A 26,118-nucleotide genomic window follows, 5' to 3' on the forward strand; every position below is an offset into this window, starting at 1 on the left:
GTAATCCGATGAATAATGATGTTTCAGATCTTTATGAACAAGATTATTATCTTTGGCTTCAAGAAACCTATCAAACACTTGAGAAAAAAGAGATAAATCGACTTGATTTTCCGCATCTAATGGAGGAAATTTTAAGTTTGGGAAACGAACAAAGACGAAAAGTATCTAGCTATTTAAGACAACTGTTGATTCATTTATTGCTTTACCAGTATTGGGAATCGGAAAGGCGGCTTTGCGGTAAGGGCTGGCAAAATGAAATTGATAATTTTCGGTTTGAACTGGAGTTATTGCTAAAGTCTCGAACTTTGTATAATTATTTCTTGCAGGAGATTGAAGAAATTTATGTCAAAGCCAGAAAGCAAGCCATTAAAAAAAGTGAATTACCCCTGGAGATTTTTCCGGAAAGGTGTCCTTTTACTGCCGAGAATTTGCTGGACTCTGAATTTCTGCCCTAAATCAACCATTTGAGCTGACCACAGCCGTTGTCGCGATCGCATTCCCGTCCCGCTTATGGGGGGAGTAACGGGGGATGTCGGCTGGGAGTCGGCGGTTGGCGATCGCTTTGGCGGGTGATATAATTCGGGTTGATGCCTCAATAAATTCTTTCGCCGCAGGGGGAGGTGGCAAGGTGCGATCGCATTACATCACAGCCAGCCTACCACTACGGTAGCAGGATTACTGAAATCCTGGGAAATGGGGATGGCGATCGCTTTTTGAAAACCATCCACGGCTTCTTCTAGCTTACGGCTCGGCAGCAGTTGATTACCTCTCACTAAATCGCTGACTTCCCAGACTAAACTGATGCGGAAACCCTCCCCCATTGTACCACAGCCATAGAAATTTGTCAAGTTGCGTAAGTATCTTGATATGGTAAAATACTGGGGTATGTGAATGTAAAATCTACTTTGATGTTTGTTGTTTAAACCGCCCCTTTGATGACGGCAGTCAAGAAGGGTTCAGGCTGGTTGGCGAAGCTGTTATCAACATTCTCTATGGAATTCATGCTCAAGGTTGGCAGTTGATGATATGTTGAGAGGGAGCCAGAACCGAGTTGTTTGATGGGGGGAATCAGTCATAAAATCGGAGGAGCGATATGTTAAGTCAGGAAACTGTTAAGACTAATCCGACGGAAGAACAGAAAATTTCATTGACTTTAGAGGAGTTTCTGGATTGGTATCCGGATGGTTATGAGGGTCGATTTGAATTGCATGATGGGGAGATTGTTAAAATGCAGCCGACTGGAACTCACGAAAAAGTGGCAGGTTTTCTGGCATCCAAAATATCAATTTACATTGATAGTTTAAATTTGCCATTTTTTATCCCTCGCCAAGGACTAATTAAAGCCATAGATTCTGATAAGTCGGCTTATATTCCCGACGTTATGGTATTAGATGATAATGCCCTAGAAAAGGAGCCTCTGTGGACAAAGCGATCGACTATTACTCAATCGGTGAGTATTAAGTTGGTTATAGAAGTCGTCAGTACCAATTGGCGGGATGATTATTTGATGAAGCTGGCAGAATATGAAAAATTAGGGATAGGCGAATATTGGATAGTTGATTATTTGGGGTTGGGAGGTCGGCGTTATATTGGAGACCCCAAAAAACCGACTATTTCGGTTTATCATTTAGTTGAAGGAGAGTACGAACTCCATTTATTTAGAGGTGAAAATGTGGTGACTTCGCCAACTTTTCCAGAACTCAATTTGACCGCCGAACAAATATTTAAGGCAAGGCAGTAGCTGAGGATAACGGTTATGACAATAAGTAATACAAGAAAGACCATGCCCCAGATAGTTGGGCTTTGCTAGTATCAATAATTACAAGAATTCCCAAACTTTTGGACTTGCTTAGATTCTCAAGTGTCAATTATGGAAAAATTGCTGCAACTGCATATTGAAAAATTACCTGAAGGTGTTTATTTAGCAACCAGCGATGCTTTGCCTGGTTTAGTTGCTCAGGGAGAAACTCTGGCTGAAGCTTTGGAAATAGCTCGTGATGTAGCCGTTAAGTTAATAGAAGCTCGTCGTGAAAGACAACTTATGAATTGGGAAGGTTTACAAACTCTTGCCGAAAAGTTTGATTATCCATTGATTATTAATGAATAATTTGTTTGATGGGAAGATTGTCAGGATTTCGCTATCGAGAAATTGTGAAAAAGTTGAAGACTTTTGGGTTTGTTTTTGACCGCCAAGCTGCTGGTAGTCACGAAATTTGGTACAACCCAGCTCGGAATTTATATACCACGATTCCTAACCATTCGGGAGATATGCCAGAGGGGACTTTGCGGGCAATTTGAAAGCAAGCTGAAATCCGTCCAGAAGATTTTTTAAATGCTTGATTTAAATGAAAAATGGGGATAAGACTGAGGATGATATTGGTGCTAATTTATTTACAAAATGGGGGAGGGGGGATGTGGGCTGGGAGTCGGCGGTTGGCGATCGCTTTGGCGGGTGATATAATTCGGGTTGAGGGGTCAATAAATTCTTTCACCGCAGGGGGAGGTGGCAAGGTGCGATCGCATTACATCACAGCCCGCCTACCACTACCCTAGCAGGATTACTGAAATCCTGGGAAATGGGGATGGCGATCGCTTTTTGAAAACCATCCACCGCCTCTTCTAGTTACGGCTCGGCAGCAGTTGATTACCCCTCACTAAATCCCTGACTCCCCAGAATCAAGTCTATATAGACCGGTTGGATTCACCCAGGGATTATACCATCATCAGGATATGCTGGCGAAGGATTTTAATCAACCCACAATCAACTACACTTGTCAAGTACGGATAACCGAATGCTTTATTCCGGCAAACCGAATGCCGCTCGCTCTAGGTAATGCGATCGCTTGTTTGCATAAACGGGGTTTTTTGAAAAAATGGGGTTTCTTAATTTCCTTTTCTGGTAGGATGGGATGGGGCGATCGCACTTTATCATCAGGTAATTGACATTAACCCCCATTTCGCTTGGGCATATTCTAATTTGGGGGATGCTTTGGCTAAACAGGGGAATTTAGATGAGGCTATGGCTTGGTGGGGTCAAGTCATTGATTTATAGATTCTTGAGAACCAAAACAGGTTGTTGAAAACGTCCCAAGTCTTGATTTATCATCAAAGACTCATAAAATCCGAAACTGTCTAGTATTTCCCAACCATCCAACATCATTGGTAAACGGATTTTGCCATAAATTCGATGAGCATTCCAAACAACGCAATCTTGTCCTATCGGAACAGAGAAGAATAAAAGTCCATCTTTCTTAATCAACTTTTTAGCTAATTTCATCGCCTCTAAGTCTCCATTAGGGTTAATGGGGTCTCCATAACGACCCAAACCGTCATGTTCAAAGGATGAGATGGAAATACCAACATCTGCTTGAATATTGCTACTGATATAATCCTGATAAGACAAGACCTGAACTTGTGGATGCTCAGAAACAGGCAGATTATAATCAATCACATATACATTTCCAGCTCCTTTCCAAAGAGATATAGCATCACAGTTAATACCAGCCAAACCAAAAATCAGAACACTCTTATTGAGAACGCTATATTTATTCAACGCATTTAATAAATCATGTAATGTCCGACCATAGTATTTGAAGGAACCATTTTCCAGTTTATAAAAAGCATTATCGTAATCCTGCATACTAATATGTACAGGAGAGGTGCGAGTATTATTATAATAAGAATAAATAACTGGAATGCGATCGCCAAGAGTAAAATCAACCTTCAATTCTGTGGGGATTTGTTTGGGAGGGGGAGAAGGAGGTAGGCAGGCGTGACGATAAAAGTTGGCAGATAAAGTTGGTTCATCTTGATTAGAGTCTAACTTTAAGCTTTCAGAGCTGGGTAAAGGATCGCCATATATTTCAACTTCATCAAGATGAAAATACTCATTTTCTCGCAATTGTAACCGCACAAACCGTGCGACTTGATGTTGCATATTTACTTTCAAGGGCTTTCCGTCAATCCCACCAAATGGATTTTCCTGATGATTTGAGTAGCATAATTTCCAATTCAGTGCATCCTGAGACAATAAGATATTTAAAGTCGAGGCGCGTTCTTTAAAATTCATCCGATTAAAAATTTTGATCTCAGAAAGCTGATAGTTTTTTTGCAAATCAATCTGCCACCAAGGTTGGTTTTCTAGGGCAGTATGAAATCCGAATCCGCCAGTTTTATTACCATTGCAGGCACCGTGAGGATCGTATTTTTGATGATCGTAAATAGAACTTTGAGCTGTGGGTTTGTTGAAAGCCAAGTTAGCACAAGAATCGGTATCATCATTACAGATACCAAATACCTTGATGGCAGAAAAGTGTAAAGCTGTGTCTTCGGGTGAGAATATGGTTATATACCGTCCTTTTGCTTTTTTAAGGATTGTGTTACATTCTAAGTCATCTCCTTTCCAAAAAGACTCATTTATGTTAAGCGGTAAACCGAAAGACAGATCGGGTTTAAGGCTATTGTGTACTGTGTAAAACAAGCAACGAGCGCGTTCTTTACATACATCGACTCTATTGGCGATCGCAAGGGAAGTCAATATGTGTTCTTTCCCCAAATCAATAGTAATGTACTGATTAGAGCCAAATCCGGTATGGAAAAAGAAAGGGTTTTTCGGCTTTACCAAGCCTTGTTTCGGATAGTTCTTGTAGCCACTACTAAGATAATAATTTTTCCCTTCAGCCACATCAGTAATATCTTTGGAGTCGATGTTTATATCTTCTTCCAATAAAAGACTTTTAGTAATTGATTGTGTCAGTTGATACAACCGTAGTAAAACCGAATCTTTATTGGGATTTGGTTCTTTGTTAGCAAGGCTTGACATATACATATAATAGTTCAGCTTATCTTCAAGCAATTTAATGGTTGAAGCATGATTGCGAGGAACTTGAGTGGGTGATTCTTCACTTAAAAATATAGGAGGTTTTCTGTCTACATTCCTCTTAATGTCTAGGGGATGTGGCATCATGGGTTCATGCCAAGAGGAGAGATTCTTCTCATTGAAGCGATCGCGTCTTAAAAAGGTTAACTCATAAACATTGGGCAGATTGATGTGGGTTCCCGGAATCATAAAGTCACCACAGCAATTGTTTGGGTGTGTATGAACACAGATAAAGTGCTGGTCAAGTTTTCTGAGAAATGGACCGAGATTCACCTCAAACTGTTCAGGATTTCGGGCTACCCCTAGACTATGAACTTCAACGAGAATTATTCTAAACCTTTTCAAAACTTGCTCTGAGGTTTGTAGTATATTGCGGTATTCTGCTCCTTCAATGTCCATTTGCAGCATCAGATCATCTTTTTGATCAGGTGCAAGTTCTTCAACCCAAGCATCTAAGGAAATGCTATCCGTTTCACCATTCACATCTAGCCACTTCTTCTTAAATGTTTGCATTCCTTCTTTGAGGGGGGTTTGGAATTTATCTATATCACTAGACTTGTCACACATATGGCATTGAATACCATAGGTATCTGTTAATTCATCTTCAAAATTCTTACGGTTGGCGACACCCGGAGAAAAACAGGCTTTAATATTATCAAGGTCGTCAGGTATTAAATACGCTCCATCTCTTTCCCCTCCGATTCTAATCAGTGGAACTGGTGAAGGCTTGGGTTTCATTATAAGTATTGTTGAGAGCATATTATAGATACTATTGGCAGACATTTTGGAACTCCTTAAATGATTGTTTTTATCGATGTTAACAATAGGTATAACCTTAGAAATCTTGGACTTATCTATATCAAAATCCAAATAACTGAGGGGATACGATAGCATCAGTTGGCGCTGTGCTTCGGTGTTTTTCCAGTTTCCTTCAATACTTTAGATTTGTAAGTACCCTTTTTATCAATGACTCTTACGCAGGAAACATTGGGGTTATCCAAGGAAAATACACTGAAGGATCCTTCAAAATAATACACTGTTTCTAAATTTTTTGAAATTGTTGCAATTGCAGGGCAAAAACTGCCCCGACTAGCCACCAAAGTTTTGGCTCTGAGCAAATACTCTATATCTGCTCTCAAATCATTACTCATTTGCCGCACCACTGTACATTGGGATTGGCAAAAATCAATTAGTGGTTCAATAATATGATTTAATTTGTCTTCAAAAACTAAATTGATTGAATGCCAGCTTTGATGCTGTATTATTTTCTGATAGAAGGAAAGAGGCGGTTGACCATAGTTTAAATGCGGATTTTTAAAAATATCACCAGAGCGTATATGGATCACAAGATCCTGTTGGTTTAAGGGTTGAGAATGTTTAAGATTAAATGCCTCGCCTAAATCAATCATGTTTAAATAAGTGTTAGGGGGACTTATTGATTTAGGGGCAAGTTTAGACCAAACTTGATAATCAAAAAACATCCCTTCTAATACTATTTTTTCGTGATAAAAATCCGGTGTATTGACATTAATAATCTCAAATCCTGACTGGGTATTTGTTGTGCCACTTTTAATATACCAAAAATTAGGCAAATATATTTTATATACCCCTATTGATTTAGCAACTTGATAAGCATTTGATAATTGTATTATACTGTTGCCAAATCTTCCAGGTTTTTCAATAAAAACGGCAGTAATATCACTGATGATATGATTTTCATCTAACTGTTCAAATTTGACAAACTGACTCAATTTTAAGGTGTCTGTTTTTTTAATTTCTTTGAACATTGGATTAAAAAATTGGCTTCTCATCAACGATAAGCTAATTCCATTCTGTTCTGCAAAACGCTTTTCTAACTCTAGGTTGTCTCGTAATTCACGATAAAAGTTAGATGCTAGAGTTGATTCATCTTGATTAGATTTTAATTGAGGATTCTCATGTAAGGCATGAACACCATAGATTTCCACTTCATCCAGATGCAGTGACTCAATTTCTCGCAATTGTAACCGGACAAACCGTGCGACTTTATACGCTATATCCACGATGAGTGGTTTTCCATTAATTCCTCCAAACAAATTGTCAGGATTATTTGAATAGAATAATTCCCAATTTAGTGCATCTTCTGAGAGTAAGATGTTTAACGTTGAAGCCCGTTCTTCAAAATTAATCCGGTTATAAATTCTAATCTGAGTAAGCTGATAGATGGCTTGTAAGTCAATTTGCCACCACGGTTGATTTTCTTGACAAGTATGAAAACCAAATTTTCCAGTTTTTTTGCCGTTACAGGCTCCTTGAGGATCATAACCATAAATTTCCGGCTGATAAACAGAACTTTGAACGGTAGGTTTATTTAAAGCTAAGTTGATATCAAAATTTTGATTAAGCTTTATCTTATTCATAACTCTTTGTTTTTTTACATATTAGCAGGAGTATCCAGCAGGTGTCAAGAGATATGCAATATTCGTTTTGACATCCTCAATATAAAAGTTAGAAATTGCCTTATCTCTGAGCATATTTACTAATAAAAAGATAAACCAAGCTTTTTCTTTCATCTGTCATTTCATTATCATTTTCATCAATATATTCGATTAATTCATCTGCCATATTGTTCCAATCTGTATTCTCCCAATCTGCTATAGGTTTACAGCGATAGGTATTACTAACAAATTCTGCACAAGTCGAAAAAGTGCTACCCAAAGATGTCAATATCTTAGCACCATCAGACATAATAATTAGGTCATAAGCAGCAGCTTGAGTTTCACTCAATGATTGGGTGAATTCAGATGTTATATAACAATTTATCTGATGGTTTTTTTGCTTAACTTGATCGACTAATCTTAGAGTCGCTTTATTACATTCAGAACATACAACAACATCTTTAAATCCAGATTCACAGACAAAACTAACGGCTGTTTTAATAGGTAAAAATCGACGAAATATAGTTGGCATATCTTTATTTAGAGTTGGAATATTATCATATAAAAGCCTCTGAATAATATCTCCTCTCCGAATATGAACAACTAGATAAGGTCTGAAATTAATTTGATTTTTAAATTTTTGAATTTGAGCAATGATTTGATGATGCCAATTGATTTTTTTCCAGTAATCCTTAACTTTTAAAGATACCCGTTGTAGTGTGTCTCCATAGGGAACGATAGCCCAAGGCTGATCCCAGACAAGAAATTGACACTGGGAAATAGTTTCGATTTGCTTCTTATTTAAAACAAAAAAACACCCTTTTCTCTTAAAACCTGTGTTCAGGTTGCTTAAGGATTTTGTATTTAGTTTAGAAAGCCCTTCTTCATTTATCCAAGGAACATCAATATCTTGGAATACTTTGCCACCTTCAAAAATCTCTGAGCAACTATTAATGTTAAGGATATTTGATGAGTAATATCTGCTGACTATGCGAGGCCAAGAAGCATATAAATTACAACCTAAGTATTCACAGGCATATCTAGCTGATAAAATAGACATCAACCTCGTACCTAGCCCATCATTCCTGCGGGCAACAATTCCCTGAATAATAGGAATGGGGGATGGGAAGTTATCTTCACCATAAAAGCTCGTGTATAGAGTGTTTTCATCTGGATTATAATTCAGATGAGAACTATCAAGTTCCACAGGAATACCATATATTTCAACCTCATCTAAATGGAGAGTACCTATTTCTCGCAATTGTAACCGGACAAACCGTGTCACTTGGCCTTGCAGATATACGATCAGGGGTTTTCCCTCAATTCCACCAAATATATTTTCTGAATCATTTGAGTAACATAATTCCCAATTTAGTGCATCCTGAGATAATAAAATATTTAAGGCTGAAGCCCGTTTTTCAAAACTAATGCGATTATAAATTTTAATCTGAGTAAGCTGATATATGGATTGTAAGTCAATTTGCCACCACGGTTGATTTTCTTGACAAGTATGAAAACCAAATTTTCCAGTTTTTTTGCCGTTACAGGCTCCTTGATAATCATAACCATAGACTTCTGGCTGATAAACAGAACTTTGAGCTGTGGGCTTATTTAAGGCTAAATTTACATCAAGATTGATGCCATCATGACGGGTTAGTCTAGGTTCAATAGCAAATGCCAAACTGGATTGAAGTTGCACTGAGTTATGATTGATGTCAATTCCTTTTTGATAGTTAGTGATTGCCTTTTCCCGAACGCCTTTTTGAACCAAAATGTTTCTTAACTCCTGATAATATTTATAGTCAGCGGGCTTTAATTTTAAGCCGGTATTGAAGACGGTAATGGCTAATTCTACTTGTCCACTCTGAACCAATCTCATTCCCAATTGGTAGTTAAACCAGCTACACTTTGAATTTAGTTTGATGGCTTGGCGATAAGCGATGATGGCTTCCTCATCATCCCCCAACTGTTCATAGGCTTCTGCCAATTTGTAATGAAACCAATGGAAATCGGGATGAAGTGCGATCGCTTTCTGATAAGCAGCTACAGCATTTGTCCAATTCTCTGATTGTTCATAGGCTTCTCCCAGCTTGAAGTGAGACCAATGGAAATCGGGATGATGTGCGATCGCTTTCTGATAAGCATCCACGGCTTCTTCTAGCTTACCGCTCCGCAGCAGTTGATTACCCCTCACTAAATCGCTGACCAATTCGCTGACTCCCCAGACTAAAGCAATGCCGAAACTGTCCCCCCATTGTACCACAGCCATAGAAATTTGTCAATTTGGGTAAGTATCGTGATATGATGCTGGTGTATGTCAGGGGTGGGTGTGGATTGGGAAGTTAGTTATGAGGAGTAGTCAAGGAATGAGTGCGGGTGAGTTACTGAGACAGGCGAATCAGTTGAAACGGTCTGGGAAGTTGGAAGAGGCGATCGTATTACATCACAGCCGGCCTACCACTACCCTAGCAGGATTACTGAAATCCTGGGAAATGGGGATGGCGATCGCTTTTTGAAAACCATCCACCGCCTCTTCTAGCTTACCGCTCGGCAGCAGTTGATTACCCCTAACTAAATCCCTGACTCCCCAGAATCAAGTCTATATAGACCGGTTGGATTAACCCAGGGATTATACCATCATCAGGATATGCTGGCGAAGGATTTTAATCAACCCACAATCAACTACACTTGTCAAGTACGGATAACCGAATGCTTTATTCCGGCAAACCGAATGCCGCTCGCTCTAGGTAATGCGATCGCCCGAGTTGTGGGGATATCTAAACTCAAATGAGGGTGACTTACAATGTATTGATAATGTCAGTTTTAGCAACTCCTTTGTGTCGGGAAATTGCTCGTAAAATACTATTGAGAGTTCCCAGTCGCAAAGGGTTATGATTGGGAATGCTAATCCTTTGATGGTGGGGCAACTCTGTTTATAAAATAATGTGGCTCCCCTGTTAGTGAACCACCTCATAATCCCATTGGCGACAGAGAATGTCTGCCAAATGAGTCCCTTTCATATCTCTGGGGATTTTCATCGATAATTTGGATCGATCTACTTACTGGATGACTAAGATTTCTTCTTTGACTAGATGTAGCTTGACATTGGGACAGCTAGGTTGGTCGAAATAATAGCCTTTGATGGCTTCATTGACATGGACTCGTAACGCTTCCCAATCATCACCCTGAGTGAAGATATCCTCGGTCAAACATTCGGCTACAAATCCGCCATCTTCTTCCTGATACACTTCAAAAATGATGACTGAATTCATTTTTATCATCCTCGTTCATGGGTGACATCAATCCTAAAAAATGGTCGCTATTTTCATTCAAACTTTGACCCAGAAGGAGCTTGTTCGGTTCCGATCATACCACAAGCTGATCGTTAAAGTGTGCGACGATCGCATTTCGATCGCACCCATCCTGTCAACCCCCAGCCCTCATGGCCCCATCGGAATTGCTGACGACACCTGTTGTTGCGATCGCATTCCGGCGCCTGGATATGACACGGAGGGTGTTTGACGTGATGCGGGGGGTGAAGCTGTCCCCACAGAAGCGCGATCGCACCGGATATTGACTCCTGTAACTCAGTCGGCGCTCTTATACATATTTTGAAAAAATTGTCAAGTGCGGATAACCGAATACTGTCAGCCGTTTCTATCTCCTCGATTAGGTTTTCAGCAAGGGCGAAACGACCCGACTGGGGGTTGTGCCAGCGTATCCAAATGTGAGTATCAAGTAATAGCATGGCTCAGGAGGATTCCCAATCGGAGTCCGGGGTGGTGGGTGCGATGAGATCGTCAAGTAAGTGAACTGTACCCGCCAGTTTTTCAGAAGGTCGGCGACGCGGTGGAGTTGTCACCGATTCCTGGGAGCTGATGGGGAGAACGATCACTTCATATTGTTGGTCGCCGGTCAGTGACGGGGGGAGATCGATAATCAGTTGCCGATTGACGGGTTGGGTGATGATTCGCAGAGCTTCCATTACGGCTTTCAACTCAGTTTGAATGGGTTTAAATTTTAGCACTTAATTGTCCCGACTGTTTGTTATCAACTCCGAAAAGTTGGCAGAAACCAGATACGATGCGATGGGTGCTTCGCACAGGCTGCGCGATCGCACCCATCCTGTCAACCCCCAGCCCTCATGGCCCCATCGGAATTGCTGACGACACCTGTTGTTGCGATCGCATTCCGGCACCCGGACACGACGCGGAAGGTGTTTGATGTGATGCCGCCGGTGCAGCCGTCCCCACAGAAGCGCGATCGCACCGGATATTGACTCCTGTAACTCAGTCGGCGCTCTTATACATATTTTTAAAAAATTGTCAAGTGCGGATAACCGAATACTTTGTTCCGGCAAACCGAATGGCGATTCGTGCTATGCGATCGCTCTTCGTGTAGCACGGGCATCTTGCCTGTATAATCGAGAGCGTCGCACCCATCCTGTCAACCCCCAGCGCTCATGGCCCCATCGGAATTGCTGACGACACCTGTTGTTGCGATCGTCTTCCGGCGCCCGGACACGACGCGGAAGGTGTTTGACGTGATTCGGCGGGTGAAGCCCTCCCAACTGCCGAGGACGGGCAATGCTTTGGAAGCTCGAAATTCGTGTTACAATAGACATCCGTCGAAATTTGAGAAGTCAGCACCCCCGGCTGAAGCACGGGGGCTTCGTGCCCTCCCCTTCAGGTAGCTGACCAGCTATAGCCTTAACTGGCTACGTTCAGAGCAAGAGTTAAAGTTCCTACCCGGGAATGCGTGCTAGTTCCCGGCTCATGAACCGAATCGTTAAACAGTCCTAAGGGGTTAAGACAGTGCGATTGGGAAAGTACCGACTCTGAACATTAGCGTTCGCGCAGCGTGCGCGTTAGCGCAAGCGCAAACATTACCCCGCAAGGGAGTCGGAGCCAACCATAGCTCCATGGAGGGGCAACCATACCCCTCCACCCCGCAAGGGGGTGCTGGCGGCGGTCATCCGCTTGAGTCGGTTTTCCTCTCCGCGATCAATCACGGAGCTTCCAACCCTCCCAGGAGTTTTACGTGAGTTGATGCGGTCAATCAAGGGAATTTTTAAAGACGGGGTTATTCATCCAAGCGAACCGATTTCTTATCCCGAATTGAATCCGGTTATTATTACTTTTCTGGATGCGTCAACCACTGCTCCGGCTCCGGGAGTTTCTTCGGAACCGTCTGAATCTGGGTGGGATGGATTTTTATCGGTGATAGAAGCGTGTCAAATGGAAACGGGAATCTCTGATTTGGCACATCGACGCGATCGTTATTTATATGGTACGCCCAAGCATGATGAGCAAGAGACGTAAAGTTTTTGTGGTTACATCGGCTTGGATGTCTTTGATGAACAACGGCGACTTACATAAGGGGCAAAACGTTAAATGTTATGACCGAAAATAACATCAGACAAAAAATTTTGGAACGACTCGAACCTTTGTCGGGATCACAAGTCAAACATCTGCTTTCGGAATGGCTCATTGGTGCATCCGATCGCTTGGAAGATTTTGAGGAATTGCTCAGGAAGGAATCCGATCCCGGAACTGAAGAATTGTTTGAGTATGGGGAAATCGACTCGGGATTAAACTTTCGCGGTCTGACCGAAGCGGAAATGGTTCGGCAAAGTCAATTGGCTCTCGAAACTTATCATCGTCAAGGTGTCTCAGTACCCCATGACCGCGTGCGCGAATGGGCCGATCGCTTGGGAACGGATCGGGAAGGCCCATGCCCCAGATAGTTTGGACTGAAGGCGCAGTAGACGATCTCAATCGTCATTACGATTTTTTAAAAATTAACAATGCTGACGCTGCCGCCCGGGCGGTACGAGGGATTGTCTCTTCTGCCGAAAGTTTACAGGATAATCCCCGCAGAGGTACGGCGATCGGTCAAAGTCCGGGATTGCGTAAACTCTTCGTTTCTATTGGTAAATATGGTTATGTCATTCATTACACTCTTCTGGGAGACGATGTGATTGTTTTGCGAGTCTATCACGGGCGAGAAAACCGACCTTATTAAAATTAGTAACTCATTGAGAACGGGGCTTAAATTGATCGCCCAGCGTCTCGGAACGACGTTCGCCCAGCGTCTCGGAACGACGTTCGCCCAGCGTCTCGGAACGAGAATCGCTTTCTTCGGACTGTCGCTGGAGGAGTTGCTTGGTTTCCTCGAAGCGGCGATCGCTTTCCTCGGATTGTTCCCGGAAGCGGCGATCGCTTTCTTCGGACTGTCGCTGGAGGAGTTGCTTGGTTTCCTCGAAGCGGCGATCGCTTTCCTCGGATTGTTCCCGGAAGCGGCGATCGGTTTCTTGGGACTCTTCTTTGATGACTCGTTCAGTTTCCTTTTGGGCTTCTATGAGTTCCGCCAGCAGTCTCCAAACATCATCAGCATTGGTCGTCATGGGGGTTGTCCTTGGTGGTGTTTGAATTCTCCATTTTAGCAGGTCACCACTGCGCGATACGTGGCACTCCGACGCGCGCGATCGCCTGTTTCCAGAAACCCGGTTTTTTCAAAAAACCGGGTTTCTTAACGTGGCACTCCGACACGCGCCCATGCTAACTCTGGCTCTAATTTACCATTGGCGGGGACGGAATTTATCATCATTTAAAATTACTACACTATCTCCCGACTGTGCCAATACAAATAACCCCCGACGATAGCCATAGCTGGCGACTTCTTCGGGAACCACCATTCCGGCTACGGCTCCCATGGCTTTGACATCACTATAACGGGGCATTAACCGCTTGAATTTTTCCAGTCTTTCTAGGTGTTCGTTGATGTCGGTTTGGGTGAGTTTACTTTTGACTTCCACTAATATGGCTTGGTCAGTGTTGACCACCAGCAAATCAATTTCTATGGCTTCTCCAAAGCGTTTAACGGAGATATTAGCGCAGAATTCATTAACCGCAATTCCTCGTCGCTGAAACAGTTGGACGACGGCGGGGCGGACTTGCCATTCGACAAATTCTCCGAGGCGGTTACCCAGTTTGCCTAATTCCTGGTTCAGTTTTTCATTCTGTTGTTTGATGATTCGTTCGGTTTCCTCGGACTGTCGCTGGAGGAGTTGCTTGGTTTCCTCGAAGCGACGATCACTTTCCTCGGACTGTCGCTGGAGGAGTTGTCGGGTTTCCTCGAAACGGCGATCGCTTTCTTCGGATTGTTCCCGGAAGCGGCGATCGCTTTCTTCGGATTGTTCCCGGAAGCGACGATCGCTTTCTTCGGACTGTCGCTGGAGGAGTTGCTTGGTTTCCTCGAAGCGGCGATCGGTTTCCCGGAAGCGGCGTTCGGTTTCTTGGGACTCTTCTTTGATGACTCGTTCAGTTTCCTTTTGGGCTTCTATGAGTTCCGCCAGCAGTCTCCAAACATCATCAGCATTGGTGGTCATGGGGGTTGTCCTTGGTGGTGTTTGAATTCTCCATTTTAGCAGGTCACCACTGCGCGATACGTGGCACTCCGACTGCGCGATCGCCTGTTTCCAGAAACCCGGTTTTTTCAAAAAACCGGGTTTCTTAACGTGGCACTCCGACACGCGCCCATGCTAACTCTGGCTCTAATTTACCATTGGCGGGGACGGAATTTATCATCATTTAAAATCACTACACTATCTCCCGACTGTGCCAATACAAATAACCCCCGACGATAGCCATAGCTGGCGACTTCTTCGGGAACCACCATTCCGGCTACGGCTCCCATGGCTTTGACATCACTATAACGGGGCATTAACCGCTTGAATTTTTCCAGTCTTTCCAGGTGTTCGTCGATGTCGGTTTCGGTGAGTTTACTTTTGACTTCCACTAATATGGCTTGGTCAGTGTTGACCACCAGCAAATCAATTTCTATGGCTTCTCCAAAGCGTTTAACGGAGATATTAGCGCAGAATTCATTAACCGCAATTCCTCGTCGCTGAAACAGTTGGACGACGGCGGGGCGGACTTGCCATTCGACAAATTCTCCGAGGCGGTTACCCAGTTTGCCTAATTCCTGGTTCAGTTTTTCATTCTGTTGTTTGATGATTCGTTCGGTTTCCTCGGACTGTCGCTGGAGGAGTTGCTTGGTTTCCTCGAAGCGACGATCACTTTCCTCGGACTGTCGCTGGAGGAGTTGTCGGGTTTCCTCGAAACGGCGATCGCTTTCTTCGGATTGTTCCCGGAAGCGGCGATCGGTTTCCCGGAAGCAACGTTCGGTTTCTTGGGACTCTTCTTTGATGACTCGTTCAGTTTCCTTTTGGGCTTCTATGAGTTCCGCCAGCAGTCTCCAAACATCATCAGCATTGGTGGTCATGGGGGTTGTCCTTGGTGGTGTTTTAATTCTACATTTTAGCAGGTCACCACTGCGCGATACGTGGCACTCCGACTGCGCGATCGCCTGTTTCCAGAAACCCGGTTTTTTCAAAAAACCGGGTTTCTTAACGTGGCACTCCGACACGCGCCCATGCTAACTCTGGCTCTAATTTACCATTGGCGGGGACGGAATTTATCATCATTTAAAATCACTACACTATCTCCCGACTGTGCCAATACAAATAACCCCCGACGATAGCCATAGCTGGCGACTTCTTCGGGAACCACCATTCCGGCTACGGCTCCCATGGCATGAAAATCACGATAAGCGGGCATTAACCGCTTGAATTTTTCCAGTCTTTCCAGGTGTTTGTTGATGTCGGTTTCGGTGAGTTTACTTTTGACTTCCACTAATATGGCTTGGTCAGTGTTGACCACCAGCAAATCAATTTCTATGGCTTCTCCAAAGCGTTTAACGGAGATATTAGGGTGGAATTCATTAACGGAAATTCCTCGTCGCTGAAACAGTTGGACGACGGCGGGGCGGACTTGCCATTCGACAAATTCTCCGAGGCGGTTACCCAGTTCTCCTAATTGCCGGTTGAGTTGTTGGTTTTGTTGTTGGATGATTCGTTCGGTTTCTCGGAAGCGGCGATCGCTTTCTTCGGACTGTCGCTGGAGGAGTTGCTTGGTTTCCTCGAAGCGGCGATCGGTTTCTTCGGATTGTTCCCGGAAGCGGCGATCGGTTTCCCGGAAGCAACGTTCGGTTTCTTGGGACTCTTCTTTGATGACTCGTTCAGTTTCCTTTTGGGCTTCTATGAGTTCCGCCAGCAGTCTCCAAACATCATCAGCATTGGTGGTCATGGGGGTTGTCCTTGGTGGTGTTTTAATTCTACATTTTAGCAGGTCACCACTGCGCGATACGTGGCACTCCGACTGCGCGATCGCCTGTTTCTGGAAACTTCGAGAAACCCGGTTTTTTCAAAAAACGGGGGCGGGTTTATATAGCTGCTGGTGAAGAAGAATATAGGCTGTTGAACCCGCCCCTACAGGAATATGTGACCCCTGGGTGGCTGGGGAAAGCGATCGCTTGTTTCCAGAAACCCGGTTTTTTCAAAAAACGGGGGCGGGTTTATATAGCTGCTGGTGAAGAATAATATAGGCTGTTGAACCCGCCCCTACAGGAATATGTGACCCCTGGGTGGTTGGGAAAAGCGATCGCTTGTTTCTGGAAACTTCCAGAAACCCGGTTTTTTCAAAAAACCGGGTTTCTTAAATTCTGGCGCAGCCGACAATGGTTGTTTGGGGAAAGTAGGGCGGGTTTATATAGCTGCTGGTGAAGAAGAATATAGGCTGTTGAACCCGCCCCTACAGGAATATGTGACCCCTGGGTGGTTGGGAAAAGCGATCGCTTGTTTCTGGAAACTTCCAGAAACCCGGTTTTTTCAAAAAACGGGGGCGGGTTTATATAGCTGCTGGTGAAGAAGAATATAGGCTGTTGAACCCGCCCCTACAGGAATATGTGACCCCTGGGTGGTTGGGAAAAGCGATCGCTTGTTTCCAGAAACCCGGTTTTTTCAAAAAACCGGGTTTCTTAAATTCTGGCGCAGCCGACAATGGTTGTTTGGGGAAAGTAGGGCGGGTTTATATAGCTGCTGGTGAAGAAGAATATAGGCTGTTGAACCCGCCCCTACAGGAATATGTGACCCCTGGGTGGTTGGGAAAGGCGATCGCCTGTTTCTGGAAACTTCGAGAAACCCGGTTTTTTCAAAAAACCGGGTTTCTTAAATTCTGGCGCAGCCGACAATGGTTGTTTGGGGAAAGTAGGGCGGGTTTATATAGCTGCTGGTGAAGAAGAATATAGGCTGTTGAACCCGCCCCTACAGGAATATGTGACCCCTGGGTGGTTGGGAAAGGCGATCGCTTGTTTCTGGAAACTTCGAGAAACCTGGCGATCGCATTCCCGTACCCGGACACGACGCGGAAGGTGTTTGATGTGATGCCGCCGGTGCAGCCGTCCCCACAGAAGCGCGATCGCACCGGATATTGACTCCTGTAACTCAGCCGGCACTCTGTTACAGATTTTTAAAAAATTGTCAAGTGCGGATAACCGAATACTTTGTTCCGTCAAACCGAATGGCGATTCGTGCTATGCGATCGCCCGAGTTGTGGGGATATCTAAACTCAAATGAGGGTGACTTACAATGTATTGTTGACACTCCGGGTCTCTTCAGAGCGGGGAGTGTCAATTCTGACAACTGACGCTGGGTATCCCAAACCCCGTATATTGTCTGACTTCTGGTTCGTGGAACCCCAAGATGATATCTTCTTTGGGAATACCAGCTTGCACCAATTCATCAGCAATTCCATCTTCGGTTTGGTCCCACTGAATCCAAACGCGATCGTCGATAATTTCCACATGAAGGAGACAGCTATGAAAGTGTTGTTGCTCTATCCATCCTTCGGATAGAATCAAATACTGACCATTTTCACCGTCAAAAGCGGCGCGATTTTTGACCGGAATATTGGCGTAATTAATCCGGGCGTAAGGCTTCATAACTTCGCAGATGATTGGGTGGTATTTGTTTAATTTATCCATCGAGTAATTTCCTCCAAGTTCGGATCGAAAACAATCAGTTTTAAATTCTGGTCTGACAGGATAATTTGACCGATTGTTTCGGCTGATAATCGTTGAAAAACTGCCTTTCTGATGGCAATATAAAGATTTTTGTCCGAGTTCAAGTATTTGAGTATTTTGTCGTATAGATAATATTGACCCAGGGCATTTTTTAGATCTTCGATTTCAGATTTTCCGACAAAGCTTTTAACTTATACTGCAATTTTTACTCCCTGTTTTTCGGCGACCAAAAGTTTCTCGGCTGCCAAATCTATGAAAATATCTTTTTGACCAACTTTGAGACTGAGAGGGTCATCTGTAATTGTCCATCCATCTTTGAGCAGTGCTATTTTGACACAGTTATGATAAATATCTTTTGCCGGCATCTCATTCAACCCCACCTCATGGGTTCAGATTTTAGCACTTAGTTCGACTGTTTGTTATCAACTCCGAAAAGTTGGCAGAAACCAGATACAATGCGATCGCTCTTCGTGTAGCACAGGCATCTTGCCTGTATAATCGGGAGTGCGATCGCCTAAATTGACCGAGTATTGCATCGGGTTCGGTGAAATGAGCATTTTCGTTGAATTTCCAGAACAGTTGTTGGTGGCTTGTCGGGAAGAACCCGAAGGGTTTAAGCGACGGGTGATGATTTTGACTTTGGGTCAACTCTATGAAGAGGGTAAAATTTCTTCGGGGGTGGCGGCGGAGATTTTGGGATGCAGCCGTTTGGAGTTTTATCGTTTGATTGGCGAACGGGGATTTGCCGCGATCGACTACACCGAAGCTGAGTTTGAAGAGGAGGCGAAAACCAGTCGAGAATTAGCCGAGAAATTCAGGGATCGATGAAGGTTGTTGTCAATGGGACGCCATTAATTGCTTTGAGTCTCATCGATCGCTTGCAACTGTTACCCCGGTTATTTGATGAGATTTTTATCCCGCCCACCGTATATCGAGAGGTGGCTATTCAGGGGGGCGATCGCCCGGGTCGCGAAGCGATTTTAACTCGAACGGGGGCGATCGTGCAAGCTCCGGCAGGGACTTCCAGTATTGAACCGTTACTTTTGGGACTCGATGCCGGAGAATTTGAAGTCATTTTGTTGAGTCGGGAACTCCAAGGGGATTGGGTCTTGATTGATGAGCGTTTGGGACGGCGGGTCGCTTTGAGTTTGGGTTTACCTGTGAAGGGAAGTTTGGGGCTTTTACTGGCTGCTGTCGGTGCAGATTTAATGACTCGGCAGGAAGCCAGGGAATCGGTTTCGGAGTTGCTTAAAAAATGGCATTCGTTTGAGTTCGCAACTGATTCGGATGTTTGAATCGGAGTTGGAACGGCTGTGAATGAGTCGGGGTCGCTCCGTTTGTCGTCTCGGCATCAGACTTGGGAAATGCGATATGTGTACCCACGCTGCGCGATCGCTCCTTTTCCGGGCATCTTGCCTGTATAATCGAGAGCGTCGCTCCCATCCCGTCAACCCCCAGCCCTCATGGCTCCATCGGAATTGCTGACCACAGCCGTTGTCGCGATCGCATTCCGGCACCCGGACACGACGCGGAAGGTGTTTGATGTGATGTGGCGGGTGCAGCCGTCCCCACAGAAGCGCGATCGCTCTACCCACAGACTAGGCGATCGCTCCTTTTCCGGGCATCTTGCCTGTATAATTGGCAGGGTCGCAATCCTTGGCGGAACCGGAGTTATACCGATTGAGGACTGGGGCGATCGCCACTTCTGCTAATATACCCGCTTATGGGGGGAGTAAGGGGGGATGTGGGCTGGGAGTCGGCGGTTGGCGATCGCTTTGAGGGGTGATATAATTCCGGTTGATGCCTCGATAAATTCTTTCACCGCAGGGGGAGGTGGCAAGGTGCGATCGTATTACATCACAGCCCGCCTACCACTACCCTAGCAGGATTACTGAAATCCTGGGAAATGGGGATGGCGATCGCTTTTTGAAAACCATCCACCGCCTCTTCTAGCTTACCGCTCGGCAGCAGTTGATTACCCCTAACTAAATCCCTGACTCCCCAGAATCAAGTCTATATAGACCGGTTGGATTCACCCAGGGATTATACCATCATCAGGATATTCTGGCGAAGGATTTTAATCAACCCACAATCAACTACACTTGTCAAGTACGGATAACCGAATGCTTTATTCCGGCAAACCGAATGCTGCTGGCTCTAGGTAATGCGATCGCCGCCCTCGGTATGGGAGCTACACTTCCCCATCTTCTCTTCTCAACTCGGATACCCGCTCAAATTCTCTGGTATTGTGAGTGACCAATATTAAATTATTGACCATGGCTCGCGCCGCCATCAGCCAATCATCAGGGTCGATTGGGGTTCGGCAACTCGCCAAGTTGTTTGGGATTTCTCGGGCATTTTTGGCGGCTCTATCATCCCCAGGTAAGGAGACCAAAAAATCTCAAAATTCTGGTGGCATTGCCAAGTTTGGCGGCGGATTTTCACTCTCGCTTCGCCCCATAAAATCACTCAAATTTCACGGTGGTCAAAGGAATGTTTGGCATGGTGGGCGATCGCCATTTGATGGGTGGTTGAGGCTTTGATTTGCTCACCAATTATGGCTCGTTTTCGGGGCATCTTGCCTGTATAATTGGCAGGGTCGCACCCATCCTTGGCGGAAGGGGAGTTATACGGATTGAGGACTGGGGCGATGGCGACTTCTGCTAATATAGGGGGTTATGGGGGGAGTAAGGGGGGATGTCGGCTGGGAGTCGGCGGTTGGCGATCGCTTTGAGGGGTGATATAATTCCGGTTGATGCCTCGATAAATTCTTTCACCGCAGGGGGAGGTGGCAAGGTGCGATCGCATTACATCACAGCCCGCCTACCACTACCCTAGCAGGATTACTGAAATCCTGGGAAATGGGGATGGCGATCGCTTTTTGAAAACCATCCACCGCCTCTTCTAGCTTACCGCTCGGCAGCAGTTGATTACCCCTCACTAAATCGCTGACCAATTTTCTGACTCCCCAGACTCAAGCACAGACTATGCAGAAACCAACCCCTATTATACCACAGCCATAGAAATTTGTCAATTTGGGTAAGTATCGTGATATGGTATAATCTCCGTTATGTCAGGGGTGGGTGTGGATTGGGAAGTTAGTTATGAGGAGTAGTCAAGGAATGAGTGCGGGTGAGTTACTGAGACAGGCTAATCAGTTGAAACGGTATGGGAGGTTGGAAGAGAGGGTTCTCGTGCCGAGACCTTACGCGATCGCCCATGGGATAACATTGACAATATAGATGGTCTGAACATATAATCGTTTATTCTTACTTACCAAATTCCATGAAAGTAGTGATACTAGCGGGTGGCATGGGTACTCGCTTGAGAGAAGAAACCGAATATCGCCCTAAGCCTTTGGTAGAAGTGGGGGGGAAGCCGATTATTTGGCACATCATGAAGCTTTATGCTCACTATGGTTTTTTAGATTTTATTGTTTGTTTGGGATATAAAGGAAATTTAATTAAAGAGTATTTTTTGAATTATGAAGCCATGAATAATGACTTCACTATCAATTTAGGTCGTTCTCATCAAATTACTTATCATAATACCCACTCTGAGACTGATTTTTCAGTAACTTTAGTTAATACTGGTTTGGATACTTTGACTGGAGGTAGGGTGGCTCAAGTCAAGCCATATATTAATGAAGATTTGTTTATGGTGACTTATGGAGATGGTCTGGCTGATCTGAATATTAAAGACTTAGTGGATTTTCATAAGAACCATGGTAAAATAGCCACAGTTACTACAGTACAGCCCTTGTCTCGCTATGGAGTGGTGAATGTTGATAAAGAAGCCAGGGTGTTAAATTTTGGCGAAAAAATTAGGGAGGACAAAATGATAAGTGCCGGTTTCTTTGTGTTTGATCGCCGGATTTTTGATTATTTATGGGATGGAGATTGTGTATTAGAAAAAGAACCCCTGGAAAAGTTGGCAGCCGCAGGGCAATTAATGAGCTATCATCATGAAGGCTTCTTTTATGCCATGGACACTTTCAAAGATTATCAAGAGTTAAATGTGCGGTGGAACTCAGGTCAAACACCGTGGAAGGTTTGGGAGTAAAATGAGATGATAATTAATGATTTTTGGCGCGATCGCTCTGTTTTTATGACAGGTTGCACGGGGTTACTGGGTGGTTGGATGGTTACTGAATTAGTCCAACGAGGTGCGAAGGTGACAGGTTTAGTGCGGGACTCCGTGCCACAGTCTCGTTTGTACACCGACAACTGGAGCGATAAAATTAATATAGTCCGTGGCTGTGTTGAAGATTTGCCGACTATCGAAAGAGCGATCGCAGAATACCAAGTAGACACAGTGTTTCATCTAGGCGCTCAAACTCTTGTGGGAGTAGCAAATCAAAACCCATTAGGAACTTTTGAAGCCAATATCAAAGGAACCTGGAATGTACTAGAAGCCTGTCGTCGAGTTGGCGGTGTTAGTCGCATTCTAATTGCCTCCAGCGATAAAGCCTATGGAGACCAAGAAATTCTACCATACAACGAAACCGCACCATTACAAGGACAACATCCCTATGATGTGTCTAAAAGTTGTGCCGATTTAATTAGTCGGACATATTACGTTTCCTATGGTTTGCCAGTTTGTGTAACCCGATGCGGTAATTTTTACGGTGGTGGCGACTTAAACTTTAATCGCATTGTCCCCGATACCATTAGGTCAGCTTTACGAGAACAGCCAGTTACTCTCCGCAGCGACGGCAGTTATATTCGGGACTATTTCTATGTCAAAGATGGCGTATTAGCTTATCTGCATTTAGCCGAACAGATGGAGAGAAAAGAGATTTGGGGTGAGGCTTTTAATTTTAGTAATGAACTGCAAATTACCGTCTTAGAATTAGTGCAGAAAATCCTAGCGGTGATGAATAAGAATCATTTGCAACCCGTCATATTAAATCAGGCGAAAAATGAGATTAAACATCAGTATCTATCGGCTGAAAAAGCCCGCCAAATGTTGAGTTGGCAACCTCAATATAGCTTAGAGTCTGGCCTAAAAGAAACCATTGATTGGTATCAAAAATTTTTACATACACATACACAGTGAGGTAAAAATTAAATGATGACCAGAAAATGGGATGCTTTCGCTGAAAGGGCGAGAACGGCATAGGAGACTACCCCTGAGTAGTATCTTGCCCATCCTGTGATGATGGGATTGAGTCTTTTAATCAGGGCGGCTTGAGGCGCATTTTTGTGTTTCTTAATCACCTCTTTAACCTTGTGAGACTTGTTCTCCATTTACCTCAATTTCGTCAAGTGTGTGGCTGACCAGACGGCGACCAGATTGTCAGCAAAACCTACATGACTTAGGTCTAAGGACAAAACACACGGCTGAGGCATTATCTGGCTGGGTTAGGCCGAAGGACATTGTGTTATTCCAAGTGCGTGACTATGCTGAAACACTCTATCCGGTTGTTACTGCACTACCTCAAGTTTGGAGAGGTGCCCGTCCCGGCAATAGATTCATACTCCTATTCTGCAACGCCCTGCAACGCCAAAATTAGCCCTTGCCAATTGGCGTTAGAGTTGCTATAATCTCATTGATGGTACTAAAGGGTCAAATACCGGACGTTTTGGTTGACTTCATATTCTACCTTTTATGGCTCCCTACCCTTGCCCCGAACCTTAAAGTTAGCCCTTGTCAATTGGCGAAGGTATTGAAATGAACAAAGCAATCATAACTGGATCAACTGGACTGGTCGGTCGGGCGGTGGTTAAGCATCTATCCGATCATGAAATCGATGTGATCTGTTTGGGACGTCGTTCTCTGAGCCCAGTGGACATCCTGAATATTTTTGGCAGAAAAGTGCACTATCTGAACATATCCATGAAGGAAATCCTGACTCTTCCCGCCATGATTAAATCGATAGGGTGGACTGCAGAGGGCGGCTGTGTTTTTTATAATTTCGCCTGGGGTGGTAGTGAAAGACTTACCGATGGAAGTTTTGGTGAGCAGTTGAGTAATGCGATTTACGCTGCGAATGCAGTAAAGGCTGCAAAACAGCTCGGATGCAGCAAGTTCGTGAATGCGGGAACGATTGAAGAGACCTACGTTGAAAAGTATATCGAGAAGAATGATAATGAACCTTATCAGTCTACCCAAATCGATTATAGTCTAGCCAAAATCGCTAGCAGAGATATGTGCAAAATAGTAGCATATTTAGAAAAAATAGATTACATTCACACACGACTTTCAGTACCTTTGGATCCCGAATTCTCCATGGGTTCTTATATCGCATCGACCCTCAGAAAAATTATGAAAGGAGAGCCTTACGATGCGCCAGTCAATAAAAAGTTGTTTGATATAATTTCAACTAATGAAGTGGCTAGGGCATACCGATTGATTGGGGAGGTTGGAAAAAACAAATCAGATTATTTCATTGGAACGGCTCATCCCATAACACTTGGTCAATTTTTTAAGGACTTTGCGGAACTGATAAGTGGCGCAAAAAAAAATGTCCCGGAGACTGTGACCGCTGTAGATTCCCATTTATTTTCAATTGAAAAACTCGCCTCTGATACCGGGTTCGTCCCCGTAGGTTTTTTTCAGGATTTTCAGAAAGTTCACAACATCTAAGTAATAGCATCCAGGCTTAAGAAGAAATCAACCAATGAAAAAGGCAATTGTTACCGGATCAACAGGTTTTATCGGCGCGGTATTTGTTGAGTATTTGATAAAAAATAATGTCTCTGTTTTGGCCTTAGGCCGAAAGGATTTTGCCGCCCTCTCTGATACACGCAAAACCAAGCTCAAAGGTGCAGATTATTTAAAAATCGACATGAGGCACATTGGAGCTTTGAAAACAGAAATTAACCGAATAGCCTGGGAAGTAGGGAATGATTGTATTTTCTTCAATTTAGCCTGGGGTGGTGTAAGCAGGCTGTCTGACCTAAATGTTGAAGCGCAGATGCAAAATGTGGTTTGGTCTGTTAATGCCCTTCAATCTGCCGTTGAGATAGGGTGTAAGAAATTCATCCATGTAGGCACTATGGAGGAGGCGTTCACATATAAATATTTTGAGCTTGACCATAATATCCATAAGCAATATAATCGGCATGTGGTTTATTCTGCAGCGAAAATTGCGGCAAAGTATGCCCTAAAAATAAAGGCTTCCGAATTGGGAATGGATTTTGTCTATGTGCTTCACTCGCATGTTATGGCTCCCGACGACGGTAAAGATTCATTTCTGCAAGTTACACTCAAAAAATTGATCAACAGAGAGGAGTTGATTTTCTCTAGCGGTGAGCAGCTTTTTGATGTTGTGTCAGCCAAGGATTGCGCGTTGGGTTATTTTTTGATCTGTCAGAAAGGTTTGCCTGGCGCTGAGTATTGGGTTGGCTCGGGTGAGCCCAGGCAACTTAGAGAATACGTTGAACGCATGTATAGCCTTTACCCATCGGGTCAACCAATGCAATTCGGAAAACTTCCGTACAACGATATAGTGCTTACCGAAGAGGATTTTTCAATCGCAAGTCTCGTTGCAGATACCGGATACAAACCGACCATGACTTATGAGCAGACCGTACAAGAACTACACGGTAGTTTTGTTCAGTCGAATTTTTAAGCCTTGCTCCTTCCGATTTCAAATATTGGCTCTCAGTTGTCCCAAATATGTCTACTATGATCAAACTGATATCATCGAGAGGAAGTTCCGTCTGCCGAGCTTGCGGCTCAAGTCGGTTGCGAGACGTACTAAACTTGGGTTCGCAACCCTTGCCCGCTGAGTATGGTTTTACGCCAGAGGATGTACTTGAAACTTTTCCCCTTCACCTGTGCATTTGCCAAGATTGTGGGCTTGGTCAGTTGGGCGAGTATGTTCTACCTGAGCGAATTTTTCATAAAAATTATCCATACCTATCCTCGGCGAGTTCGACATGGGTTACTCAT

41 protein-coding genes and 4 pseudogenes are annotated in these 26,118 nt (G+C 44.1%); 28 read left to right on the forward strand and 17 right to left on the reverse strand.

What is annotated here, in order from left to right:
• The first annotated feature begins 8 nt into the window (after nucleotides 1–8).
• Entirely contained in the window at nucleotides 9–455 is a 447-nt protein-coding gene (locus HFV01_RS26625; RefSeq protein WP_108615132.1) for a DUF29 domain-containing protein, read from the forward strand.
• Between the two features lies 1 nt (nucleotide 456).
• On the opposite strand, the gene HFV01_RS26630 is transcribed toward HFV01_RS26625, so the two are convergent.
• Together HFV01_RS26630 and HFV01_RS26635 are read right to left on the reverse strand one after the other, a co-directional pair.
• On the reverse strand, nucleotides 457–627 hold the full coding sequence (locus HFV01_RS26630) for a hypothetical protein (RefSeq protein WP_006622275.1): 171 nt from the start codon (nucleotides 625–627) through the stop codon (nucleotides 457–459).
• 17 nt (nucleotides 628–644) lie between these two features.
• Complete coding sequence (locus HFV01_RS26635) at nucleotides 645–848, reverse strand: hypothetical protein (RefSeq protein ID WP_152344072.1); 204 nt, start codon at nucleotides 846–848, stop codon at nucleotides 645–647.
• Between the two features lie 245 nt (nucleotides 849–1,093).
• Between HFV01_RS26635 and HFV01_RS26640 the strand changes: the two genes are divergently transcribed.
• The 6 genes from HFV01_RS26640 (at nucleotide 1,094) to HFV01_RS26660 (ending at nucleotide 3,052) form a co-directional block, all read left to right on the forward strand.
• Nucleotides 1,094–1,741 (forward strand): Uma2 family endonuclease, encoded by a 648-nt coding sequence (locus tag HFV01_RS26640; protein WP_046321596.1) that lies wholly within the window; start codon nucleotides 1,094–1,096, stop codon nucleotides 1,739–1,741.
• 129 nt (nucleotides 1,742–1,870) lie between these two features.
• Nucleotides 1,871–2,107, forward strand: a complete 237-nt coding sequence (locus HFV01_RS26645) for a type II toxin-antitoxin system HicB family antitoxin (RefSeq protein WP_006622279.1) — start codon at nucleotides 1,871–1,873, stop codon at nucleotides 2,105–2,107.
• Nucleotides 2,108–2,115: 8 nt separating this feature from the next.
• Entirely contained in the window at nucleotides 2,116–2,298 is a 183-nt protein-coding gene (locus tag HFV01_RS26650; protein ID WP_006622280.1) for a type II toxin-antitoxin system HicA family toxin, read from the forward strand.
• 81 nt (nucleotides 2,299–2,379) lie between these two features.
• Nucleotides 2,380–2,553 (forward strand): hypothetical protein, encoded by a 174-nt coding sequence (locus HFV01_RS26655; protein WP_193520544.1) that lies wholly within the window; start codon nucleotides 2,380–2,382, stop codon nucleotides 2,551–2,553.
• A gap of 261 nt (nucleotides 2,554–2,814) precedes the next feature.
• On the forward strand, nucleotides 2,815–2,943 hold the full coding sequence (locus HFV01_RS31405) for a hypothetical protein (protein ID WP_318285996.1): 129 nt from the start codon (nucleotides 2,815–2,817) through the stop codon (nucleotides 2,941–2,943).
• 1 nt (nucleotide 2,944) lies between these two features.
• The gene (locus tag HFV01_RS26660; RefSeq protein ID WP_233497939.1) at nucleotides 2,945–3,052 is read left to right on the forward strand and encodes a tetratricopeptide repeat protein; all 108 of its coding nucleotides are present in this window, start codon (nucleotides 2,945–2,947) and stop codon (nucleotides 3,050–3,052) included.
• Here HFV01_RS26660 and HFV01_RS26665 read toward each other — a convergent pair.
• From HFV01_RS26665 to HFV01_RS26675, 3 genes are all read right to left on the reverse strand, one after another.
• Nucleotides 3,047–5,662: a DUF268 domain-containing protein gene (locus HFV01_RS26665; RefSeq protein ID WP_318285997.1), complete on the reverse strand. Its 2,616-nt coding sequence runs from the start codon at nucleotides 5,660–5,662 to the stop codon at nucleotides 3,047–3,049. The two genes, HFV01_RS26660 and HFV01_RS26665, sit on opposite strands and share 6 nt — an antisense overlap.
• Before the next feature lie 110 nt (nucleotides 5,663–5,772).
• On the reverse strand, nucleotides 5,773–7,278 hold the full coding sequence (locus HFV01_RS31410) for a discoidin domain-containing protein (protein ID WP_318285998.1): 1,506 nt from the start codon (nucleotides 7,276–7,278) through the stop codon (nucleotides 5,773–5,775).
• Nucleotides 7,279–7,378: 100 nt separating this feature from the next.
• Nucleotides 7,379–9,565 (reverse strand): tetratricopeptide repeat protein, encoded by a 2,187-nt coding sequence (locus HFV01_RS26675; RefSeq protein ID WP_193520545.1) that lies wholly within the window; start codon nucleotides 9,563–9,565, stop codon nucleotides 7,379–7,381.
• A 79-nt stretch (nucleotides 9,566–9,644) separates the two neighbouring features.
• Here HFV01_RS26675 and HFV01_RS26680 point away from each other — a divergent pair, with 79 nt between their 5' ends.
• Nucleotides 9,645–9,812: a hypothetical protein gene (locus HFV01_RS26680; protein ID WP_193521347.1), complete on the forward strand. Its 168-nt coding sequence runs from the start codon at nucleotides 9,645–9,647 to the stop codon at nucleotides 9,810–9,812.
• Nucleotides 9,813–10,355: 543 nt separating this feature from the next.
• Here the strand turns inward: HFV01_RS26680 and HFV01_RS26685 are convergent.
• From HFV01_RS26685 to HFV01_RS26695, 3 genes are all read right to left on the reverse strand, one after another.
• A complete protein-coding gene (locus tag HFV01_RS26685) occupies nucleotides 10,356–10,568 on the reverse strand; it encodes a type II toxin-antitoxin system HicB family antitoxin (protein ID WP_006622285.1) in 213 nt (70 codons plus the stop codon).
• A 113-nt stretch (nucleotides 10,569–10,681) separates the two neighbouring features.
• On the reverse strand, nucleotides 10,682–11,044 hold the full coding sequence (locus tag HFV01_RS31415; RefSeq protein ID WP_318285999.1) for a hypothetical protein: 363 nt from the start codon (nucleotides 11,042–11,044) through the stop codon (nucleotides 10,682–10,684).
• A 3-nt stretch (nucleotides 11,045–11,047) separates the two neighbouring features.
• Nucleotides 11,048–11,323 (reverse strand): hypothetical protein, encoded by a 276-nt coding sequence (locus HFV01_RS26695; protein WP_006622291.1) that lies wholly within the window; start codon nucleotides 11,321–11,323, stop codon nucleotides 11,048–11,050.
• A gap of 56 nt (nucleotides 11,324–11,379) precedes the next feature.
• Here HFV01_RS26695 and HFV01_RS26700 point away from each other — a divergent pair, with 56 nt between their 5' ends.
• The 4 genes from HFV01_RS26700 (at nucleotide 11,380) to HFV01_RS26715 (ending at nucleotide 13,320) form a co-directional block, all read left to right on the forward strand.
• Entirely contained in the window at nucleotides 11,380–11,520 is a 141-nt protein-coding gene (locus HFV01_RS26700; protein ID WP_193520546.1) for a hypothetical protein, read from the forward strand.
• Nucleotides 11,521–12,344: 824 nt separating this feature from the next.
• A complete protein-coding gene (locus tag HFV01_RS26705; RefSeq protein WP_006622294.1) occupies nucleotides 12,345–12,617 on the forward strand; it encodes a hypothetical protein in 273 nt (90 codons plus the stop codon).
• A 77-nt stretch (nucleotides 12,618–12,694) separates the two neighbouring features.
• Complete coding sequence (locus tag HFV01_RS26710; protein WP_006670237.1) at nucleotides 12,695–13,042, forward strand: hypothetical protein; 348 nt, start codon at nucleotides 12,695–12,697, stop codon at nucleotides 13,040–13,042.
• Entirely contained in the window at nucleotides 13,030–13,320 is a 291-nt protein-coding gene (locus HFV01_RS26715; RefSeq protein ID WP_006622296.1) for a type II toxin-antitoxin system RelE/ParE family toxin, read from the forward strand. Before HFV01_RS26710 ends, HFV01_RS26715 begins: the two co-directional genes overlap by 13 nt.
• Before the next feature lie 70 nt (nucleotides 13,321–13,390).
• Here HFV01_RS26715 and HFV01_RS26720 read toward each other — a convergent pair.
• The 4 genes and pseudogenes from HFV01_RS26720 to argS all read right to left on the reverse strand — a co-directional run.
• Nucleotides 13,391–13,702 (reverse strand): annotated as a pseudogene (locus tag HFV01_RS26720) (hypothetical protein); the annotation flags it as partial.
• A gap of 171 nt (nucleotides 13,703–13,873) precedes the next feature.
• Nucleotides 13,874–14,686, reverse strand: a complete 813-nt coding sequence (locus tag HFV01_RS26725; RefSeq protein ID WP_006670239.1) for a hypothetical protein — start codon at nucleotides 14,684–14,686, stop codon at nucleotides 13,874–13,876.
• Nucleotides 14,687–14,856: 170 nt separating this feature from the next.
• Nucleotides 14,857–15,582 carry a hypothetical protein gene (locus HFV01_RS26730; protein ID WP_193520548.1) on the reverse strand — a complete coding sequence of 242 codons (726 nt, stop codon included), beginning with the start codon at nucleotides 15,580–15,582 and terminating at the stop codon, nucleotides 14,857–14,859.
• 170 nt (nucleotides 15,583–15,752) lie between these two features.
• On the reverse strand, nucleotides 15,753–16,445 hold the full coding sequence (gene argS, locus HFV01_RS26735) for an arginine--tRNA ligase domain-containing protein (protein WP_193520549.1): 693 nt from the start codon (nucleotides 16,443–16,445) through the stop codon (nucleotides 15,753–15,755).
• A gap of 170 nt (nucleotides 16,446–16,615) precedes the next feature.
• Between argS and HFV01_RS31425 the strand changes: the two genes are divergently transcribed.
• From HFV01_RS31425 to HFV01_RS26755, 4 genes are all read left to right on the forward strand, one after another.
• On the forward strand, nucleotides 16,616–16,738 hold the full coding sequence (locus HFV01_RS31425) for a hypothetical protein (protein ID WP_318286001.1): 123 nt from the start codon (nucleotides 16,616–16,618) through the stop codon (nucleotides 16,736–16,738).
• A 145-nt stretch (nucleotides 16,739–16,883) separates the two neighbouring features.
• Nucleotides 16,884–17,063: a hypothetical protein gene (locus HFV01_RS26745; protein ID WP_008051632.1), complete on the forward strand. Its 180-nt coding sequence runs from the start codon at nucleotides 16,884–16,886 to the stop codon at nucleotides 17,061–17,063.
• 16 nt (nucleotides 17,064–17,079) lie between these two features.
• Nucleotides 17,080–17,433, forward strand: a complete 354-nt coding sequence (locus tag HFV01_RS26750; RefSeq protein WP_008051630.1) for a hypothetical protein — start codon at nucleotides 17,080–17,082, stop codon at nucleotides 17,431–17,433.
• A 51-nt stretch (nucleotides 17,434–17,484) separates the two neighbouring features.
• Entirely contained in the window at nucleotides 17,485–17,631 is a 147-nt protein-coding gene (locus HFV01_RS26755; protein ID WP_157234404.1) for a hypothetical protein, read from the forward strand.
• A gap of 195 nt (nucleotides 17,632–17,826) precedes the next feature.
• On the opposite strand, the gene HFV01_RS26760 is transcribed toward HFV01_RS26755, so the two are convergent.
• Nucleotides 17,827–18,180, reverse strand: a complete 354-nt coding sequence (locus tag HFV01_RS26760) for a XisI protein (protein WP_006670241.1) — start codon at nucleotides 18,178–18,180, stop codon at nucleotides 17,827–17,829.
• Nucleotides 18,168–18,584 (reverse strand): annotated as a pseudogene (locus HFV01_RS26765) (element excision factor XisH family protein). Before HFV01_RS26765 ends, HFV01_RS26760 begins: the two are co-directional and overlap by 13 nt.
• Before the next feature lie 184 nt (nucleotides 18,585–18,768).
• Here HFV01_RS26765 and HFV01_RS26770 point away from each other — a divergent pair.
• The 6 genes from HFV01_RS26770 (at nucleotide 18,769) to HFV01_RS26795 (ending at nucleotide 21,057) form a co-directional block, all read left to right on the forward strand.
• Nucleotides 18,769–19,047, forward strand: coding sequence for a UPF0175 family protein (locus HFV01_RS26770; protein ID WP_193520550.1), 279 nt, complete (start codon nucleotides 18,769–18,771; stop codon nucleotides 19,045–19,047).
• Nucleotides 19,044–19,514 (forward strand): PIN domain-containing protein, encoded by a 471-nt coding sequence (locus tag HFV01_RS26775; protein WP_193520551.1) that lies wholly within the window; start codon nucleotides 19,044–19,046, stop codon nucleotides 19,512–19,514. Before HFV01_RS26770 ends, HFV01_RS26775 begins: the two co-directional genes overlap by 4 nt.
• Before the next feature lie 168 nt (nucleotides 19,515–19,682).
• Nucleotides 19,683–19,931 carry a hypothetical protein gene (locus HFV01_RS26780; RefSeq protein ID WP_193520552.1) on the forward strand — a complete coding sequence of 83 codons (249 nt, stop codon included), beginning with the start codon at nucleotides 19,683–19,685 and terminating at the stop codon, nucleotides 19,929–19,931.
• A gap of 30 nt (nucleotides 19,932–19,961) precedes the next feature.
• A complete protein-coding gene (locus HFV01_RS26785) occupies nucleotides 19,962–20,102 on the forward strand; it encodes a hypothetical protein (RefSeq protein WP_193520553.1) in 141 nt (46 codons plus the stop codon).
• 369 nt (nucleotides 20,103–20,471) lie between these two features.
• Nucleotides 20,472–20,762, forward strand: coding sequence for a hypothetical protein (locus HFV01_RS26790; protein WP_193520554.1), 291 nt, complete (start codon nucleotides 20,472–20,474; stop codon nucleotides 20,760–20,762).
• 154 nt (nucleotides 20,763–20,916) lie between these two features.
• Entirely contained in the window at nucleotides 20,917–21,057 is a 141-nt protein-coding gene (locus HFV01_RS26795; protein ID WP_192808272.1) for a hypothetical protein, read from the forward strand.
• On the opposite strand, the gene HFV01_RS26800 is transcribed toward HFV01_RS26795, so the two are convergent.
• Entirely contained in the window at nucleotides 21,032–21,175 is a 144-nt protein-coding gene (locus HFV01_RS26800) for a hypothetical protein (RefSeq protein WP_193520555.1), read from the reverse strand. The two genes, HFV01_RS26795 and HFV01_RS26800, sit on opposite strands and share 26 nt — an antisense overlap.
• Nucleotides 21,176–21,504: 329 nt before the next feature.
• On the opposite strand from HFV01_RS26800, the gene rfbF reads away from it, so the two are divergent.
• Entirely contained in the window at nucleotides 21,505–22,281 is a 777-nt protein-coding gene (gene rfbF / locus HFV01_RS26805) for a glucose-1-phosphate cytidylyltransferase (RefSeq protein WP_193520556.1), read from the forward strand.
• 12 nt (nucleotides 22,282–22,293) lie between these two features.
• Complete coding sequence (locus HFV01_RS26810; protein ID WP_193521313.1) at nucleotides 22,294–23,277, forward strand: GDP-mannose 4,6-dehydratase; 984 nt, start codon at nucleotides 22,294–22,296, stop codon at nucleotides 23,275–23,277.
• 8 nt (nucleotides 23,278–23,285) lie between these two features.
• Here HFV01_RS26810 and HFV01_RS31430 read toward each other — a convergent pair whose 3' ends face one another.
• Nucleotides 23,286–23,468: a group II intron maturase-specific domain-containing protein gene (locus HFV01_RS31430; RefSeq protein WP_318286003.1), complete on the reverse strand. Its 183-nt coding sequence runs from the start codon at nucleotides 23,466–23,468 to the stop codon at nucleotides 23,286–23,288.
• A gap of 30 nt (nucleotides 23,469–23,498) precedes the next feature.
• On the opposite strand from HFV01_RS31430, the pseudogene HFV01_RS26820 reads away from it, so the two are divergent.
• From HFV01_RS26820 to HFV01_RS31875, 4 genes and pseudogenes are all read left to right on the forward strand, one after another.
• Nucleotides 23,499–23,765, forward strand: a pseudogene (locus HFV01_RS26820) (hypothetical protein); the annotation flags it as partial.
• Nucleotides 23,766–23,892: 127 nt separating this feature from the next.
• Nucleotides 23,893–24,807 carry an NAD-dependent epimerase/dehydratase family protein gene (locus HFV01_RS26825; protein ID WP_193520557.1) on the forward strand — a complete coding sequence of 305 codons (915 nt, stop codon included), beginning with the start codon at nucleotides 23,893–23,895 and terminating at the stop codon, nucleotides 24,805–24,807.
• Between the two features lie 34 nt (nucleotides 24,808–24,841).
• Nucleotides 24,842–25,795 carry an NAD-dependent epimerase/dehydratase family protein gene (locus HFV01_RS26830; RefSeq protein WP_193520558.1) on the forward strand — a complete coding sequence of 318 codons (954 nt, stop codon included), beginning with the start codon at nucleotides 24,842–24,844 and terminating at the stop codon, nucleotides 25,793–25,795.
• 56 nt (nucleotides 25,796–25,851) lie between these two features.
• Nucleotides 25,852–26,007: pseudogene (locus HFV01_RS31875) on the forward strand (hypothetical protein); the annotation flags it as partial.
• On the opposite strand, the gene HFV01_RS31435 reads toward HFV01_RS31875, so the two are convergent.
• A complete protein-coding gene (locus tag HFV01_RS31435; RefSeq protein WP_318286005.1) occupies nucleotides 25,964–26,107 on the reverse strand; it encodes a hypothetical protein in 144 nt (47 codons plus the stop codon). The pseudogene HFV01_RS31875 and the gene HFV01_RS31435 overlap by 44 nt on opposite strands.
• Nucleotides 26,108–26,118: the final 11 nt, after the last annotated feature.

The sequence above is a fragment of the Limnospira fusiformis SAG 85.79 genome, from assembly GCF_012516315.1.
GTDB classification, from domain to species: domain Bacteria; phylum Cyanobacteriota; class Cyanobacteriia; order Cyanobacteriales; family Microcoleaceae; genus Limnospira; species Limnospira fusiformis.